This window comes from Paenibacillus endoradicis (genome assembly GCF_024721975.1).
In genome coordinates this window covers 1-16948 of record NZ_JANQBB010000002.1, presented here as the reverse complement: position 1 = coordinate 16948, position 16948 = coordinate 1, and the positions used below count along the sequence as shown (strand labels likewise).

General features: G+C 37.3%; 16 protein-coding genes and 1 rRNA gene. 15 read left to right on the top strand and 2 right to left on the bottom strand.

Going from position 1 to position 16948, the window contains the following annotated elements:
- The first annotated feature begins 2 nt into the window (after window positions 1–2).
- The 4 genes from NV377_RS06530 to NV377_RS06515 all read left to right on the top strand — a co-directional run bounded on the left by NV377_RS06530 (window position 3) and on the right by NV377_RS06515 (window position 3413).
- Window positions 3–545: a hypothetical protein gene (locus NV377_RS06530; RefSeq protein WP_258200401.1), complete on the top strand. Its 543-nt coding sequence runs from the start codon at window positions 3–5 to the stop codon at window positions 543–545.
- 181 nt (window positions 546–726) lie between these two features.
- The gene (locus NV377_RS06525; protein ID WP_258200400.1) at window positions 727–1383 is read left to right on the top strand and encodes an SGNH/GDSL hydrolase family protein; all 657 of its coding nucleotides are present in this window, start codon (window positions 727–729) and stop codon (window positions 1381–1383) included.
- A 110-nt stretch (window positions 1384–1493) separates the two neighbouring features.
- Window positions 1494–2084 carry a DNA-3-methyladenine glycosylase gene (locus NV377_RS06520; protein WP_258200399.1) on the top strand — a complete coding sequence of 197 codons (591 nt, stop codon included), beginning with the start codon at window positions 1494–1496 and terminating at the stop codon, window positions 2082–2084.
- Between the two features lie 159 nt (window positions 2085–2243).
- Window positions 2244–3413, top strand: coding sequence for a MalY/PatB family protein (locus NV377_RS06515; RefSeq protein WP_258200398.1), 1170 nt, complete (start codon window positions 2244–2246; stop codon window positions 3411–3413).
- A 77-nt stretch (window positions 3414–3490) separates the two neighbouring features.
- On the opposite strand, the gene uraA is transcribed toward NV377_RS06515, so the two are convergent.
- A complete protein-coding gene (uraA, locus tag NV377_RS06510) occupies window positions 3491–4780 on the bottom strand; it encodes a uracil permease (protein WP_258200397.1) in 1290 nt (429 codons plus the stop codon).
- Window positions 4781–5107: 327 nt separating this feature from the next.
- Between uraA and NV377_RS06505 the strand changes: the two genes are divergently transcribed.
- The 9 genes from NV377_RS06505 (at window position 5108) to NV377_RS06465 (ending at window position 14590) form a co-directional block, all read left to right on the top strand.
- Window positions 5108–5920, top strand: a complete 813-nt coding sequence (locus NV377_RS06505) for a GTP pyrophosphokinase (RefSeq protein ID WP_258200396.1) — start codon at window positions 5108–5110, stop codon at window positions 5918–5920.
- Window positions 5921–6044: 124 nt separating this feature from the next.
- Window positions 6045–6422: an ATPase gene (locus NV377_RS06500; RefSeq protein WP_258200395.1), complete on the top strand. Its 378-nt coding sequence runs from the start codon at window positions 6045–6047 to the stop codon at window positions 6420–6422.
- A 186-nt stretch (window positions 6423–6608) separates the two neighbouring features.
- A complete protein-coding gene (gatC, locus tag NV377_RS06495) occupies window positions 6609–6896 on the top strand; it encodes an Asp-tRNA(Asn)/Glu-tRNA(Gln) amidotransferase subunit GatC (RefSeq protein ID WP_308860068.1) in 288 nt (95 codons plus the stop codon).
- A 29-nt stretch (window positions 6897–6925) separates the two neighbouring features.
- Entirely contained in the window at window positions 6926–8383 is a 1458-nt protein-coding gene (gene gatA / locus NV377_RS06490; RefSeq protein WP_258200393.1) for an Asp-tRNA(Asn)/Glu-tRNA(Gln) amidotransferase subunit GatA, read from the top strand.
- A gap of 30 nt (window positions 8384–8413) precedes the next feature.
- Window positions 8414–9856 (top strand): Asp-tRNA(Asn)/Glu-tRNA(Gln) amidotransferase subunit GatB, encoded by a 1443-nt coding sequence (gatB, locus tag NV377_RS06485; protein ID WP_258200392.1) that lies wholly within the window; start codon window positions 8414–8416, stop codon window positions 9854–9856.
- Between the two features lie 114 nt (window positions 9857–9970).
- Entirely contained in the window at window positions 9971–10711 is a 741-nt protein-coding gene (locus NV377_RS06480; protein WP_258200391.1) for an MgtC/SapB family protein, read from the top strand.
- The gene (locus tag NV377_RS06475; protein WP_258200390.1) at window positions 10693–12267 is read left to right on the top strand and encodes a DUF4097 family beta strand repeat-containing protein; all 1575 of its coding nucleotides are present in this window, start codon (window positions 10693–10695) and stop codon (window positions 12265–12267) included. Before NV377_RS06480 ends, NV377_RS06475 begins: the two co-directional genes overlap by 19 nt.
- 91 nt (window positions 12268–12358) lie before the next feature.
- Window positions 12359–12796 carry a Fur family transcriptional regulator gene (locus NV377_RS06470; RefSeq protein WP_258200389.1) on the top strand — a complete coding sequence of 146 codons (438 nt, stop codon included), beginning with the start codon at window positions 12359–12361 and terminating at the stop codon, window positions 12794–12796.
- Window positions 12797–12865: 69 nt separating this feature from the next.
- Window positions 12866–14590: a glycosyl hydrolase family 18 protein gene (locus NV377_RS06465; RefSeq protein ID WP_258200388.1), complete on the top strand. Its 1725-nt coding sequence runs from the start codon at window positions 12866–12868 to the stop codon at window positions 14588–14590.
- Window positions 14591–14877: 287 nt separating this feature from the next.
- On the opposite strand, the gene NV377_RS06460 is transcribed toward NV377_RS06465, so the two are convergent.
- Window positions 14878–15264, bottom strand: a complete 387-nt coding sequence (locus NV377_RS06460) for a DUF2614 family zinc ribbon-containing protein (protein ID WP_373425807.1) — start codon at window positions 15262–15264, stop codon at window positions 14878–14880.
- Between the two features lie 181 nt (window positions 15265–15445).
- On the opposite strand from NV377_RS06460, the gene NV377_RS06455 reads away from it, so the two are divergent.
- Both NV377_RS06455 and NV377_RS06450 read left to right on the top strand, forming a co-directional pair.
- Window positions 15446–16321, top strand: a complete 876-nt coding sequence (locus NV377_RS06455; RefSeq protein WP_258200387.1) for a nucleotidyltransferase-like protein — start codon at window positions 15446–15448, stop codon at window positions 16319–16321.
- A gap of 435 nt (window positions 16322–16756) precedes the next feature.
- Window positions 16757–16948: ribosomal RNA gene (locus tag NV377_RS06450) — 16S ribosomal RNA — on the top strand; the annotation flags it as partial.

Genomic DNA, 16948 nt, shown 5'->3' with positions numbered 1-16948 from the left:
AAATGAAGATTAGATATATTGTAATGACAGCGCTGTTTGTTACGTTATTAAGTGGGTGCGGTGAGCAATCCGGTAATAACGTGAATCAAAGTAATAATGCAAATAAGCCAATAACGACAGAAATTCCCGATAATGAAGCTACACCTCCAACAACAGAGAAGCCAGATGCTACAAATGGCGATCAAGTACAACCTACTGATTCAGTAACGGAAAGTAGTAAAGAAGAGATTTTGATTATCATTGATCAAACAGAGAAACCGATTGAAGGCAATAGTTTTGATTTTTCCGTACAAAAACTACCTGAAGGTTATATGTTATCTTCAATGAAATGGAATTCAGCATCAGCAGAAGTAGTTAATACACTTCAAGAAGCAATCGAGCATGGTGGCAACGGGGAAGATGGATTCTACATTAGTGGTAATGCTCAATTTATGGGGTTCTTCTATGATGATTCGTTAAAGGGCGAGGCGGGTACAGTTTCCTTCACCTTCACGAATGAAGCCGGTCAATCATTAACGTGGGAAAAAGATATCACTCTATATTAAGTGCACCTAAGGAAGAGGTTCAAGGTTATGGTCTAATCTATATGAGAAACTTTGTTGAAAACCCCCGCTCACACATGATACATTCAAAGAAGTCTATCGTGTGTGATTATGTTTTCGATGTTACTTTTCATTGTTGAGGAGTATATCGAGAAGTTAATGAAAAGTTTAAGGGGGAAGTTAGATGTCAGACAAACAAAAAGTAGTAATGTTCCAAGGTGATTCAATTACTGATGGTGGTCGCCCAAGAGAATGGGAGGGACTTGGATCTAGTTATCCTCATCTTATTGCTGGTCGTGTAGGTGCTGATCTAGCTAATCAGTCACCTACTTTTTATAATCGAGGAATTTCAGGTAATCGCGTGTCTGATATGAATGCTCGTTGGAATGAAGATACATTCTATTATAAGCCGGATGTAATTAGTATCCTAATTGGTGTTAACGATGCTTGGCGTATTGTATCTAATGAACCTAAAGGGACAACGGATCGTTTTGAGCGCCATTATGATGCATTACTTGCAGAAACTACTGAAGTGCTGCCTGCTACAACATTGATTCTACTTGAACCATTTGTATTGAAAACTGGGTCAACAGTAGAAGGTTGGGATCATTGGATGAGCATAATTCCAACATATCAAGTCAAAGTCCGTGAGTTTGCAGACAAGTATAATGCAATATTTGTACCGCTACAAGGGGTGTTTGATCAAGCATGTAAACATGCGGATGCAAGCTTCTGGCTTAATGATGGGGTGCATCCTACGGCAGCAGGACACGCACTTATTGCAGATCAATGGTTATCTATTGTGAAACAAAGTGCGATCACTCACCTTTTTCAAAAGTAATTAGTAAGTAACATGTATAAGTACTAAAGCATAATGAGAAGGATACTATTGGTTAGCTTTAAGCTAGCTTATACTATCCTTCTCTATTTATTATAAAGGAGCTTATAACGATGAAACTACATATACTCCCACAATCCTTCTATAATCAGAGCACACTTGATCTAGCACAAAAATTGCTAGGTCAGATTCTAGTTAAGGAAACCGCTGAGGGTATAACAGCAGGCTATATTGTTGAAACGGAAGGATATCTTGGTCAAAAGGATCAAGCCGCACATGGCTTTAAAAACCGTAAAACGGCACGGACCGAAATTTTGTTTGCTGAAGCGGGGCATGTATATACGCATACGATGCATCGACATTGCTTAGTGAATGTTGTCAGCGGCGAGGCTGATATACCTGAATCAGTTCTAATACGAGCAGTAGAACCCATTCTAGGAATTCCAATAATGAGACAACGACGTGGCGAAGATAAAAAGGAGCGGGATCTTACAAATGGTCCTGGCAAGCTATGTCAAGCGCTCGGAATTACGATGGACGACTACGGAAAACAATTTACTCAATCTCCAATTTATATTGCCCAAGGAATTATGGTTGAGCAAATTTCATGTAGCCCACGAATTGGCATAGATAATAGTGGAGAAGCGAAGGATTATCCGTGGCGATATTATGTAGAGGGCAATGAGTACGTCTCCAAGCGCTAGTGGAAAAGCGATAGCGGTCGTTTTTGTCCTCGGATTGGAACTGCGATTGATTCTCAGAGCGTACGCACTCAATCCAGCACTAGGTAAGTTAAAAGTTGGCTTCTTTTATTAAAAGTGATAAAGTAAAAATAACTAAACTTGATATGAGGTGTATGTAAATTGACTTATAATTTTGATCAATTAATTGACCGACGCAATACTCGATCTTATAAATGGGATCAAGTGGGTCCTTTGTTCGGTGATGCTTCTATCCTTCCATTATGGGTAGCTGACATGGACTTCTATAGCCCTCCTGCAGTTCAAAAAGTACTACAACAACGCACCGATATCGGCATTTATGGATACTCTATTAAAAACAAGCAATATTTCGAAGCGATTACGAATTGGTTTGAGCGCAGACATCATTGGACTGTTCAACCAAGTTGGATTGTAGATGTTCCAAGTGTTGTAACTACACTTAGCCTATCCGTAGATCTTTACACGAAACCTGGCGATGCTGTAGTATTGCAATCACCAGTCTATTATCCGTTCTATGATGTCATTGAAGGTAATGATCGTAAAGTAGCCCGTAATCCATTACGTATTGAAAATGGACGCTATGAGATGGACTTTGAAAATTTAGAACAATTATTCAAAGATGGCGCCAAATTAATGTTGTTATGTAATCCACATAACCCTGGTGGTCGTGTATGGGAACGTTCAGAGTTAGAAAAATTAGCTAAGTTAGCTATTCAATATAACGTTATCGTTGTATCAGATGAAATTCATTGTGATCTAACATTTGAAGGTCATCCACATACACCATTTGCTTCTCTGTCTGAAGAAGCAGCTAATATTACAATTACGGCACTTGCTGCTACAAAAACATTCAACATTCCAGGATTACATACTTCATTCGCTGTGATCTCAAATAGCGAGCTTCGTGAAGTTTTTGATAAGCGTGTGAAAGTATTAAGTATTCATATGGCTAATCATTTTGCTCAGGATGCGGTTCAGGCAGCTTATAACGAAGGGGAGCAATGGTTAGATGAATTGATCGTCTATGTGAAAGCTAATCTAGACTATGCTCTCGAGTATCTTGCAGAGCACGCACCGATCATTAAACTTTTGGAATCACAGGGTACTTATCTGTTATGGTTAGATTGTAGAGCGATTAGCGAGGATCCTGCCGTACTGAAAGAACTTATGTATAAGAAGGCTAAGGTTGCCTTTAACGAAGGCTCTACGTATGGTGTAGAGGGTGCAGGATGGTTACGTGTTAACCTAGCTTGCCCTCGTTCGATTCTCGAACAAGCATTGAAACAATTCGTAGATGCTATTAATAACTAAATCTAGTCAGTAAAATAGCCACTGTTCATCGTTGATGAGCAGTGGCTATTTGTTTGAAACGATATGTTCACTTTTGATTAATGTTCAGTCTCTTCGTAATCGTTTGATGCTTTAACTACATCAAACAGTTTGAATAGTAAGCTCATTACGATTGCAACTACAGTTGCAAGAGACATACCAGACATGGCAAAGTCTCCAATAGAAAGGGTTACTCCACTTAGACCAACAACTAGTACTACTGTTGTTAAGTAAAGGTTACTAGGCTTGCTGTAATCTACTTTAGACTCGATGAGTATTCTTAAACCAGATGCTGCGATAACACCGAACAACAGTAATGATACCCCACCCATAACAGCTAGTGGAATATTGGAGATTAACCAAGAGAATTTACCTAGGAAGGATAGTGCAATAGCAATGACTGCTGCAAGTCCAATAACGAACGTCGAGAATACACGAGTAATCGCAAGAACACCGATATTTTCACCATACGTCGTATTTGGCGTAGAACCTACAAAGCCAGAAAGTATAGTCGAGATACCATTACCAAGTAATGAACGGTTTAGACCAGGGTCCTTAGAAAGATCTTTACCTACAATATTTCCTGTAACGACTAAGTGACCAATATGTTCAACGATGACAACGAGCGCAGCTGGGGCGATCGTTGCAATGGCAATCCAGTTGAATTCAGGAGTAGTTATCGTTGGAAGTTTGAAGAATGCAGCATCGCTCATGCCTTCGAATTTTGCCAACCCCATAAAGATAGCTAGCACATAACCAAATATAATACCGAACAGTATTGGGATAATTCGCATGAAACCACGGAATAGAACGGAACCTAGCACGGTTACTGCTAATGTTGTAACAGAAAGAATAACAACTTGAGGGTCCATTACCCAATTTGGATCTTTATCTTTACTAATCCAACCAGCCATATCAGCAGCTACTGGAATTAACTCCAGACCGATAACGGCAATAATTGCCCCCATTGCCGCAGGAGGGAAAACAACATCAATCCATTTGGTACCAACTTTTTGGATAATTAATGCTACAACAGTGAAAATAACACCGACAACGATGAATCCGCCTAGTGCTTGGGCATAACTGCCCCCAACTTGCACATTAATAACCGAATATGCTGGGGCGATAAATGCAAAGCTTGATCCTAAGTAAGCTGGAATCTTCCCTTTAGTAATCAATATGTACAAGATTGTACCAATACCGTTCATCAATAAGCAGATAGCTGGATCTACTCCCAAGATGTTTGGTACTAATACTGTTGAACCGAACATTGCAAATAGATGTTGAAGACCAAGCATGAGTGACATTGCTACTGGTGGTCGTTCGTTAACACCAATTGATTTGCGCATGATTATTGCTCCTTTAATATATATTAATTTCTTTGTAGATTTTATACGAATTCGACTATTTCTGACAAGGGGCATGTTAGCTATTATTTACAAACTTAATATAATAATGTACGGGTTAAAGTCTTTATTATTAGTAGAATGACAAAAATAAGGTTAACTAAGCAGTGAGATTAGTCATCAATTGTATGTATTTGTATTATTTCACATCATGGTGAACTAATTTGCGTGACGATATTTCAATCGTATACAATAGAGAGGTGATCGAAGTTACACTTTAAGGTTAATAAAGCGAAGTGAAGCAAAGCGGCACAAGTGAGGAGAAAAAAGATGAACAACTATCAGCTGATCTCTAATCAAGTGGAACAATTTAAAAAATTGCGCGATGAGGTTACACGAGTAATGATGATGTACCAATTCGCCTTAACAGAGTTAGAAACGAAAATCGAAATATTGAAAGAAGAATATCAACTTCTACATGATTATAATCCAATAGAGCATACGAAATCTCGTGTCAAATCATTTGAAAGTATTATTGGCAAAATCCAACGAAAAAATCTTCCGTTCTCAATTAATAGCATTCGTAATGAAATTAAGGATGTAGCTGGAATTCGTATTACTTGTTCTTTCATCTCTGATATTTATCGTGTACAAGAGATGTTACAGAAACATTTTGATGTGGAAATTTATGAATTAAAAGATTATATATCAGATCCTAAGCCTAACGGATATCGTAGTCTACATTTAATCGCAGGCGTGCCTGTTGTAATGACAACTGGGCGTGAAATAGTATGCGTTGAAATTCAGATTCGTACCATTGCGATGGATTTTTGGGCAAGTCTAGAACATAAGATTTTCTATAAATACGATCAAGCAGTTCCTTCCAAACTCACATTGGAATTAAAGCAAGCTGCAGATGCTGCCAATAATTTGGATGAACAGATGGAACGATTACATCACGAAATAACAATTATTAAAGAAAATCAAGATAACGATGATAATGATGAATTTACTAGACTTTTACTCAATCAAGTGAGCAAGTCGCAATTAAAGCTTCCCAATATATTTGAACAAGCAATAATAGAATTACCTAGCCCTAACGAAATGTCTGAAGAGAGTATCCACGAGAAAAAAGGCGAATAATGTATATTTTTCGCATCTATTAGCGAATTTCTATGTAACTTTCATAGACAGATTGCTGAAAATTTAGTAGGATAATAGGCATATCACATAGCATCTCATGTGCTAATCATAGGGGTTGAAGTAGATGTTGCCACTTGGATCTAAAGTCGTTTTTATAGAGGATCAATTTGAACAGAAGCTTCCTTTAGGTGAGTATGGGTACATCATTGCATATGATCGTAATGCCGATAATGTGTTTGATTATGTCGTTCGTGTACCTGCCCTCAATCGCAATTTTGCTGTTCCTGATGAAGATGTTGAGCTTGAAGATGAAATTCTTAAGCAGGAAGCAGAGGAAATTGAGAAGGAAGCTTTAATTGATTACGCACTTGCTACACATAACGAGCAATTATTTTATAATATTATGAATGGCGTAGCTGAGGAAGTTGAAGAAGAGTCTGAGCCTAAGATTGTATCGGGTGAAGATTTTATTCGGCAAATTAATCTAAAGGCTTGGATTTAACGAGAAAGAGAGGTAGCGTATGTGAATTCGCTATGTCTCTTTTTTCTGTTGTCATTGCTATAATTGTGTCAGGCAGGATATAATAATATGAATGAGAGTACGTAGAATTATGCTTCCGATGTACTTTTCTTTTACTGAGAAGTTACACACGAGAGCTCAGAAAAGTTTTAAAGGAGAGTCTTGTTGATGAGTATAACGTTAAAAGATGTTGACCATGTAGCTAACCTTGCACGCTTGGAGCTATCTGATACTGAAAAAACTCAGTTTACGGATCAGCTTAATGCTATTTTGAAGTATGCTGAGAAACTTAATGAGTTGGACACAGATAATGTAGAGCCTACAAGCCATGTGTTTGAACTTGTGAATGTTATGCGTGAAGATGTACAGAAGGAATCCTTGCCGATTGAGAAGGTACTTCTTAACGCACCTGACGAAGAAGATGAGCAAATAAAAGTGCCTGCGGTACTTGAATAATTTAGAGAGATTGAAGGGAGGAACTACTGTTGTCACCTTTTGAATTAAGCATCCAAGAAGTTGGAGCAAAGCTGAAAAATAAGGAGCTTTCTGTTACAGAATTAGTCGATGCATCATACCATCGAATTGCTGAAACTGATGAGAGTATTAAAGCATTTATTACATTGAATGAGGACGCTGCTCGTAAGCAAGCCTCTCAATTAGATGAAAAGCTAGCAAATGGACAAGCAGAAGGAACTTTATTCGGTTTGCCTGCTGGTATTAAAGATAATATCGTTACTGAAGGTTTGCTAACAACATGTGCTAGCCAATTTTTAAGTAATTATAATCCAATTTATGACGCTACTGTAACGCGTAAACTACGCGATGCTGGTACCGTTACAATTGGTAAATTAAACATGGATGAATTTGCTATGGGTGGTTCCAATGAGAACTCTAGCTATTTCCCAACACGTAACCCTTGGAATACTGATTATGTTCCTGGTGGTTCAAGTGGTGGTTCTGCAGCTGCTGTTGCAGCAGGACAAGTATACTTCTCACTTGGATCTGATACTGGTGGATCAATTCGCCAACCAGCTGCATATTGCGGTATCGTTGGTTTGAAACCAACTTATGGTCTAGTATCTCGCTTTGGTCTAGTAGCGTTTGCGTCATCTCTAGATCAGATTGGACCACTTACGAAAAATGTTGAAGATGCAGCTCATGTGCTTCAAGCTATCGCTGGTCATGATCCGAAAGAATCTACATCTGCTAATGTAACTATTCCGAATTATGCGGATGCACTTACTGGTGATGTAAAGGGTCTTCGTATTGCTGTACCTAAAGAGTATCTAGGTGAAGGTATAGATCCTCGTGTGAAAGAATCGGTTATGAATGCTTTGAAAACATATGAATCGCTTGGTGCTACGTGGGAAGAAGTATCATTGCCACATACAGAATATGCGATTGCAACATATTACTTACTTGCTTCATCTGAAGCATCTTCTAACCTTGCACGTTTTGATGGTGTTCGTTATGGTGTTCGTGCTGAAAATCCAGAAAACCTAATCGATCTATACCGTAAATCTCGTAGTCAAGGATTTGGTTCTGAAGTTAAGCGTCGTATTATGTTAGGTACGTATGCATTAAGTTCTGGGTACTATGATGCGTATTATTTGAAAGCACAAAAAGTACGTACATTGATTAAACAAGACTTTGATCAAGTATTTGAGAAATATGATCTTGTTATTGGACCTACTGCTCCTACTCCAGCATTCCGTATTGGTGAGCAAGTTGGCGATCCATTAACAATGTATCTTAATGATATTTGCACAATTCCAGTCTCTCTAGCTGGTGTGCCGGCAATTAGTGTGCCATGTGGTCAAGTAGATGGTATGCCAATCGGTTTGCAAATTATCGGTAAAGCATTTGATGAATCCACAGTATTGCGTGCAGCTCATGCATTTGAGGCTAATACTGAATTCCATAAGCAGCGCCCACAGCTATAATTTGTGCGTGATTACGAAAGGAAGATTATTATGACTACCAATAAATACGAGACGGTCGTAGGTTTGGAAGTACACGTTGAGCTGCATACGAATAGTAAAATTTTCTGTGGCTGTTCAACTGCTTTCGGTGCACCTGCTAACTCTCATACATGTCCAGTTTGCTTAGGTCACCCAGGAGTACTTCCTGTTCTGAACCATCAAGCTGTAGAATATGCAATGAAAGCTTCAATGGCATTGAACTGCCAAATCGCTGATATTAGTAAATTCGATCGTAAAAACTATTTCTATCCTGATTCTCCAAAGGCGTATCAGATTTCACAATTTGACCAACCAATTGGTGAGCACGGATATATTGATATTGAAGTGAACGGTGAGACAAAACGTATTGGTATTACTCGTGTTCATCTTGAAGAAGATGCTGGTAAGTTAACGCATATTGATGGTGGATATGCTTCATTAGTTGACTTCAACCGTGTAGGTACACCTCTTATTGAGATCGTATCCGAACCGGATATTCGTTCACCAGAAGAAGCAAAAGCTTATCTTGAAAAAATTCGCACGATCATGCAGTATTGCGATGTTTCTGATGTGAAGATGGAAGAGGGAAGCTTGCGTTGCGATGCTAACATTAGCTTACGTCCTTATGGTCAAGAGCAATTTGGTACTCGTGCAGAATTGAAAAACATGAACTCATTCCGTGGTGTTCAACGTGGATTAGAATACGAGCAAATTCGTCAAGCAGAAATTCTTGATGAAGGAGGCATTGTTATTCAAGAAACGCGTCGTTTTGATGATGCCGCAGGTAAATCATTCTCTATGCGTGGTAAAGAAGAAGCCCATGATTATCGTTACTTCCCGGACCCAGATCTTGTGAAGCTTAACATTAGTCAAGAATGGAAAGATGCGATTCGTGCAACAATTCCTGAACTTCCAGATGCCCGTAAAGCTCGCTATACTTCGCAATATGAACTTTCTGAATACGATGCTGAAGTTATCACTTCTTCCAAAAAGGTAGCAGATCTATTTGAAGAAAGTCTTTCATATACTAAGGATGCTAAAGGTGCAGCAAACTGGATTATGGGTGATCTTCTAGGTTATCTGAATAGTAATAATAAAGAACTATCGGATGTTGCTCTTACTGGTCAAGGTCTAGGTGAAATGTTAGGTCTGCTTGAAAAAGGAACAATTAACGGTAAAATTGCTAAAACGGTATTTAAAACAATGATCGAGACTGGTAAGCTTCCCGGACAAATTGTTGAAGAACAAGGTCTTGTTCAAATTAGTGATGAAGGTGCATTACTTGCTATTGTTGATGCTGTACTTGAACGTAATCCTCAATCTATTGAAGATTATCGTGCAGGTAAAGAGAAAGCAATTGGCTTCTTAGTAGGTCAGTTAATGAAAGAAACTAAAGGTAAAGCAAACCCTGCATTAGTTAACAAACTACTTATTGAGAGATTGAAATCTCAGTAAATATATTATTACATTTGCATAGTATATCAAAATATTACTGCGTGGTTTCAAGTTATGAAATCACGCAGTATCTGTATATAGTCATTTTTACTTATTAATAAAGGAAGTGCATATATGCTGTTAGCTGCAGTTGAAAGTCCTTGGTATATTGACGAGGTTGAAATATTGATTCGTCTCGCCATAGCATTAGTACTAGGTGGAATTATCGGCTTTGAACGAGAACAATCAAATCATGCAGCTGGTTTTCGAACTAATATTTTAGTTTGTGTAGGGGCATGTTTGTTAATGTTATTATCTATTTATGGATTTTCTGATTTCGTTAATGAAGTTAATGTACGTGTCGATCCAGCGCGACTTGCCGCTGCGGTAATTACAGGAGTAGGTTTCCTTGGGGCTGGAACGATTTTGTATACAGGTAAGAAGATATCAGGATTGACGACTGCAGCTTCATTGTGGGTTGTCGCGGCAATCGGTTTAGCTGTAGGAGCAGGATTTTATTTTGCTTCAATTGCCGTTATGATTTTAGTAATTTTAACATTATGGTTATTCAATAAATTAGAAGCTCGTTTTATTCGTAACAAACAAGAGTATATTGTTAATATGAAGTGCACTGATCAAGCTATATTATTATTGCATACGCAACAAACGTTAGATGAACATCATGCTTCTCTCAATAAAATGTCCATTGAAGATATGCCTACATTCGATACAAATACTGGAGAAAGAATTAATGAAGAGCGACAAATTAAAGTCACACTTCATATTCACATATCCCGAAAACACAAAGAAAATATTGTGTCACTCATTCGAGATTTGAAGCAAGTGGAGGGTGTTCGTTGGATCGGTTACGAGTAGATAATAGAAAAAGTTGGATTATAGCGTGCCTGGCAATGTTGTTGCCGGGCTTAGGTCATTATTATCGCGGTATCTTCGATAAAGCATTATTTATTGTGAGTAGCTTTCTATTTCACATCGCACTTGCATATACATTGTTACATGTATTTGTTATTGAACAGCCGTTAACGATCGCTTTTTTAATACTTATTTTTCCTTATCATTATTTTTATGCGATTTTCAATGGTTTACAAACTATGGATGATGAATATTTTTACCGGAAATCATGGATCAAAATTGTTCTTTCATTAATGTTACTAGTGCTTGCCGTGGTTCTGTTCCTGCCATTAAGTAATACGTATGCTTTCAAATTACAAATTATCTATCACTATCCAATGATCGTATTGTTAAATATTGTAATGTATATGGCAACTCATATGAAACAGAAAAGAAGGACCAATATCTTTGTAGGAAGAATTACTGTAGGTGCTCTATTAACATTGTTAGCAGTTCTACTTTGGTTACAACCGGCTGCACCGATCCAATGGGTACAATGGGGCTATATTACCCCTATAGTATTTCTGCTAGAGCTTATCGCATTAGGGATATATCTTTATTGGTTTAATAGAACATCAACCTTTAGACCGGATTATTGGGGTGTGTTCGTTCTTATTATATTGAGTAGTTCAACCTATTTCGTTATGCAATATAGTGATTATCCAACTAAAATATTACAGAGTTTTCATGCTCCTGCTGCCAATAAAGAGCAGTTGGATGTAGCGGATGGATTTCGATATGAATTGGCTCCAATTAAACTACCAACAGATGCAACAGGAAAAATTCAATTTAGAAGTCTAAATGGTTATGTTGAAATTATTCGTGATGATGTAGATGAATTGACGCTTTATCCGATTCTTTATGTGAATACGGAAGATGAAGAGGAAGCGTTAGAAGTGAAGCAACAAAGCTACATTGATGTTAACTTTGATAATGGAATATTGATGCAATCTCAACTCCCCTTATATAAGTTAAATCGTTATCCACGTATGGATGTGAAAATAGTTATACCTATTGATTATGAACTTAATGATGGTATGAGTATTAAGTTAGAACATGGAGCATTACATATTGAGGGAATAACGGTATTGGATAAACTCAATATTGAAAGTAATAGTGCTGCAATTAATGCGTATGACATAACAGGCAATGTAGAAGTAAGTAGTAAACAAGGTAATATTTTTATGAAAAATGTAAATGGTAGTGTTACTGTACAAAGTAAGAAAGGTATTGTTACACTTATTAATCCACTTGATGACGTACAAGCAACGGCACTAAATGGCTCATTACATGTTATAACGAATAAAGTAGCAGGGGATTGGACCTTAACAGCAACGGTAGGAAATATTGTTGTGAAATTGCCCAAAAAAGCTCATTATTTATTGGGGGCAAAGGTATCTTTTGGAAAAATATCGAGTGGTCAAATCGTAGAAGAAAATACGAAACACTATGAAACAACTGTAGGTAGTGCAATATATACAATCTCTATGTATGCTTCTAATTATATTCTTATAGAGTAATTAGAGCGTAGTTTATGCCGATTCATTGACAAATCTCAAAATATAAACGTACAATAGTAGTAATGAAATTATAAGGGAAGGCGTGAGGGGAATGATTACAAACGTGCAATTAGCTTTAGAACAATTGAAAACTAATGGCGTTCGAATGACCCCGCAGCGACACGCGATATTAAGTTTTCTGATGGATACGCATTCGCATCCTACTGCTGATGATATATATAAGGCTTTATCACCTACTTATCCTAGCATGAGCGTTGCAACTATTTATAACAACTTACGTCTATTCGTAGAAGCGGGATTAATACGCGAATTAACTTATGGCGATGATTCTAGTCGCTTCGATGCGGACTTATCAGATCACTATCATGCAATTTGCAAATGTTGCGGGTCAATCGTAGATTTTGTCCATCCTCCACTACTTGATGTGGAGCGTGCAGCTTCTGCAAGTACAGGATTTATTGTTCAAGGACATCGCATGGAAATATATGGGCTATGTCAAAATTGTAGCAGTACTCAACTTAAGTATTAAATTTCATCTGACGTGCAGAACAGCGATTAATCGCTCTTGTGCACGTTTTTAATTAGGAGCGATAAAAAATTGGAACCTAGACAATTATTTCACGTGGATAAGCGGAAAAATTCTCGCTTTAATAGTATGATTTGGTTGGTTTTCGTTATTGCATTGGTTGCAACATGTTGGATCGGTTATGTAAAACTTGTTCCTTCGTTTGAACAAAATAATACTACCTATCAATTTGAGCATCCGATCTATTATGATGGCAATATTCAAGCTTCTGGTGCTGTTATTGTAGATGAACATGTAAAACTCCCGTTACCTTTACTAGAATCGATATTAGTAGATTCACCAATATACTATGAAGAAGAAAGCAATACTTTAGTTTTAACAACCGTTGATAAAGTATTGAGATTTAAAACGGAATCACTTAATGCACTTTTGAATGAGAAATCATATGAATTAACTATAACGGCAGATGTCGTTGACAATACAGTGTATATACCATCAGAAATCATTGAGCAATTATATGATCTTCATATCGAATATTCACAGTCTACAGGAATTGTTATGGTCTATAAAGGTAATGATTCTGTAGATACCGTTACTGTTAGTAATGAGAAGGGGAGTCATTTGCGGGAATCTGCAACGATTAAAAGTCCCTATAGTAAAGTAATAGAATCTGGACAACAAGTTATGGTATGGGAACAACTTGAAGGTTGGCTTCGCGTTCAAACACTAGACGGTATTGAAGGATATATTAAAACCTCACATACGACTACTAGTGAGCCAATTGTATACTTAAGTAATATCGATGAGTATAAAGGATTGGATCATGATCTATCTGGTCAAAAGATTAATCTAACTTGGGAAGCTATATATAATAGACAACCTAAATATGTAGATATGCCTGCAATGGAAGGTGTTAATGTAGTAAGTCCGACGTGGTTTGAACTCGTTGATGATACTGGGAAAATCAAAGGTAAAGCAACACATGAATATATAGAATGGGCTCACGCTCGAGGGTATCAAGTTTGGGCATTATTTAGTAATGGATTTGAGCCTGATCAGACAAGTGCAGTTCTTGCAAGTGCTGAAAAAAGATTTTTCATGATTCAGCAATTAATTGCATTTGCTGAGCTCTATCAACTTGAAGGTATTAATATTGACTTTGAGAATGTATATACGGAAGATAAGGAAAATCTTGTGCAATTTGTTAAAGAGTTAACTCCTATTATGCACGAGCAAGGGCTAGTTGTTTCAATTGATGTTACACCAAAGTCTTCGAGTGAAATGTGGTCGGTATTTTTAGATCGCGAGGCACTGGGTAAAATCGTCGATTACATGATTGTTATGGCGTATGACGAACATTGGGCAGCAAGTCCCAAGTCAGGCTCAGTGGCTTCTATTCCTTGGGTTGAAAATTCAATAACTCGAATTATCGAAGAAGATGGAGTTCCTCCTGAGAAGTTAATATTAGCGATGCCATTATATACTCGGATCTGGTCTGAGGCCGTTAAGGAAGATGGTTCTATGAAAGTGAGTTCAAAAGCAATCGGGATGATTCGTACGGATGAAATTATTACGGAGAAGTCATTAGAACCGAAGTTAGATGATGCTAGTGGTCAAAATTATATTGAGTATGTTGAAGAAGGTATTAAACAGCGTATATGGCTAGAGGATGAACTTTCGATTGCTAGTCGAGTTAACCTTGTGCATAAATATAAACTTGCTGGTGTTGCAACATGGGCAAGGTCGTTCCAGAAACCGTCTATATGGCCGGTCATAGAGAAATCATTATTCAAATAGGAAGTTCAAAAAGCAGACGTTGATAACGAAGGTTGGCTCCGTTGCATATTCGGCATTGAAGATGAGGCGAACTTGGGAAGTCCGGTCCGCATGTATAAAACATGTACATTTGCGTATCCTCCTTCCGCATGTAGCACTCCATCTTCTCGGCTTGCGAAAGCCCACTTTTTGAAGCTTTATTGGAAGAGGAAATTCAATAACTATAAACAAAAGGCTAGTCAGATGTCTGACTAGCCTTTTGCCATTGTTATGTATAGTTTTATTTGAATTAATGACTAATCTCTTAACTACGTACGTGCTTGCTCATTTGTCGTATCAGCAGAAAGGTCTGAAACATTTGAAGTTGCAACATCTGGATCAAGTGTCAGTATCGTTTTACAAAACATACAACGATCTGTTTTTCCTAACATTTTTGTTTGTCTATTGCATTCAGGACATTCTAGCATAGTTGCACTCGTAGACATCATTCCTGCCCAAAAGTAGATTGCGACACTTATTAATAATGCGATTAAACCGATAACTAAGAAAAAGGCAGCGATAATTTTGCCTACATTACCAAATAGTAATATACCACCTGTACCGAGAATCATTACACCCATACCTACAAGTGTGAAGATCATACCCCATAATCGAAATTCATTGATTTTTGCTGATTTGAAAAAGATACTTTTCATTGTGTAATTCCTTCCTCGTATAATAGCTTCAATAAAATAGCGACTTTCAATTAATAAATTTCTTTCATGACAAAACATTTCAAAATAAAGCAGGAATCAACATCTAATTGTCGAACAAATCTAGTGTCTGCAATTTCATATTATATCGTATCTTCATACGATTAGCTATACGGAGGCAGTAGTGGAAACTATAAAAAAACAATTACTTGAACTTTACGCATTTAGAGAAGATGTACAAGGCTTAGTTCTTATGCATAATATGGAGAGATTTCCTTTCCACACAAATGAATATGTATTTTATCTGCTTGTAGTTTCAACAAGTGATAGTGTCGTTCGTAAGGTTGAACATTTAGAAATCAATCATGAGAGGATTTTTGTTAGAACGGTACATATACGAGAGTTAGAAAGTTCCAGTGCTACCCAGAATCGATACAACTTGATGGATTGGTTAATGTCAGGAGAAATTATTGCGGACAGCGAACAATATTTAGATAAGATGAAGCAACAGATTATTAAGTTTCCTAATAAGCTACGAGATCAACGAAAGCTTTGTGAATTTAGCGGTTACCTTGAAACCTTATTTCAAGCGAAACGCAATCTGTCTGTAGGAAATGTATTAGATGCTTATAGTCAGATTTTGATTTCTATACATCATTGGGCAAATATTGTACTTATTGAAGAGGGGATTCATCCAGAACTTACGGTATGGAAACAGATTCGAAAAGTACATCCAGGTGTATATAAGTTATATGAAGAATTAATAGCGAGTCCAGAAACCATTGAACAACGTGTTGAACTAGTTATGCTTGCTTGTGAATTCTCGGTTATGAGTAAGATGAAGATATGTTGTAAGTATCTCCTAGATATTATGAGTGAGAAAGAGGAGTCTTGGAGCATAAGTGATTTACAGCAGCATCCTCATCTGCACTATATTGTAGATGATATTACGTTAGTTGTTCAGAAACTTGTTCAAGGGCATCATCTGAAAGAAGTAGGTATCCTGAATAAAGATGCACAAGATAATGTAATCGAACTGCAATATGTATTAAATAATTAGTATAAAGGGTGTTGATTATCTGATTAACACCCTTTATATAGAAGAAAGAATCAAAATATAGATTATAAATCGCATTATTTATTGTAATTATTGATTTATTTCAGAAAAGTGTTGACTCTTATAGTGATTATATGATAAATTACTACTTGTCGCTTCGAGCGGTGCAAAAGAAAAGTTAAAAGAAATTAATCTTTTCGAAAAAAACACTTGCAATGAGATAGACACTTATGATATATTATTTCTTGTCGCCGCGAGAGATTGGGCGATTGGAAATGAAGAAAATGATGAATTTTAATCAGTCTAACTGAGAAAAAACATCACCATATATCTAACTTTGATCTTTGAAAACTGAACAACGAGTAAGAACTGCCATTATCATGTTCACCCCGTGAACATGATAATAACAAGCGAAACAAAATGAGCAAGTCAAACACTTTAATGGAGAGTTTGATCCTGGCTCAGGACGAACGCTGGCGGCGTGCCTAATACATGCAAGTCGAGCGGAGTTGAAGAGAAGCTTGCTTCTCTGATACTTAGCGGCGGACGGGTGAGTAACACGTAGGTAACCTGCCTATAAGACTGGGATAACATTCGGAAACGGATGCTAATACCGGATATGCATTTTGA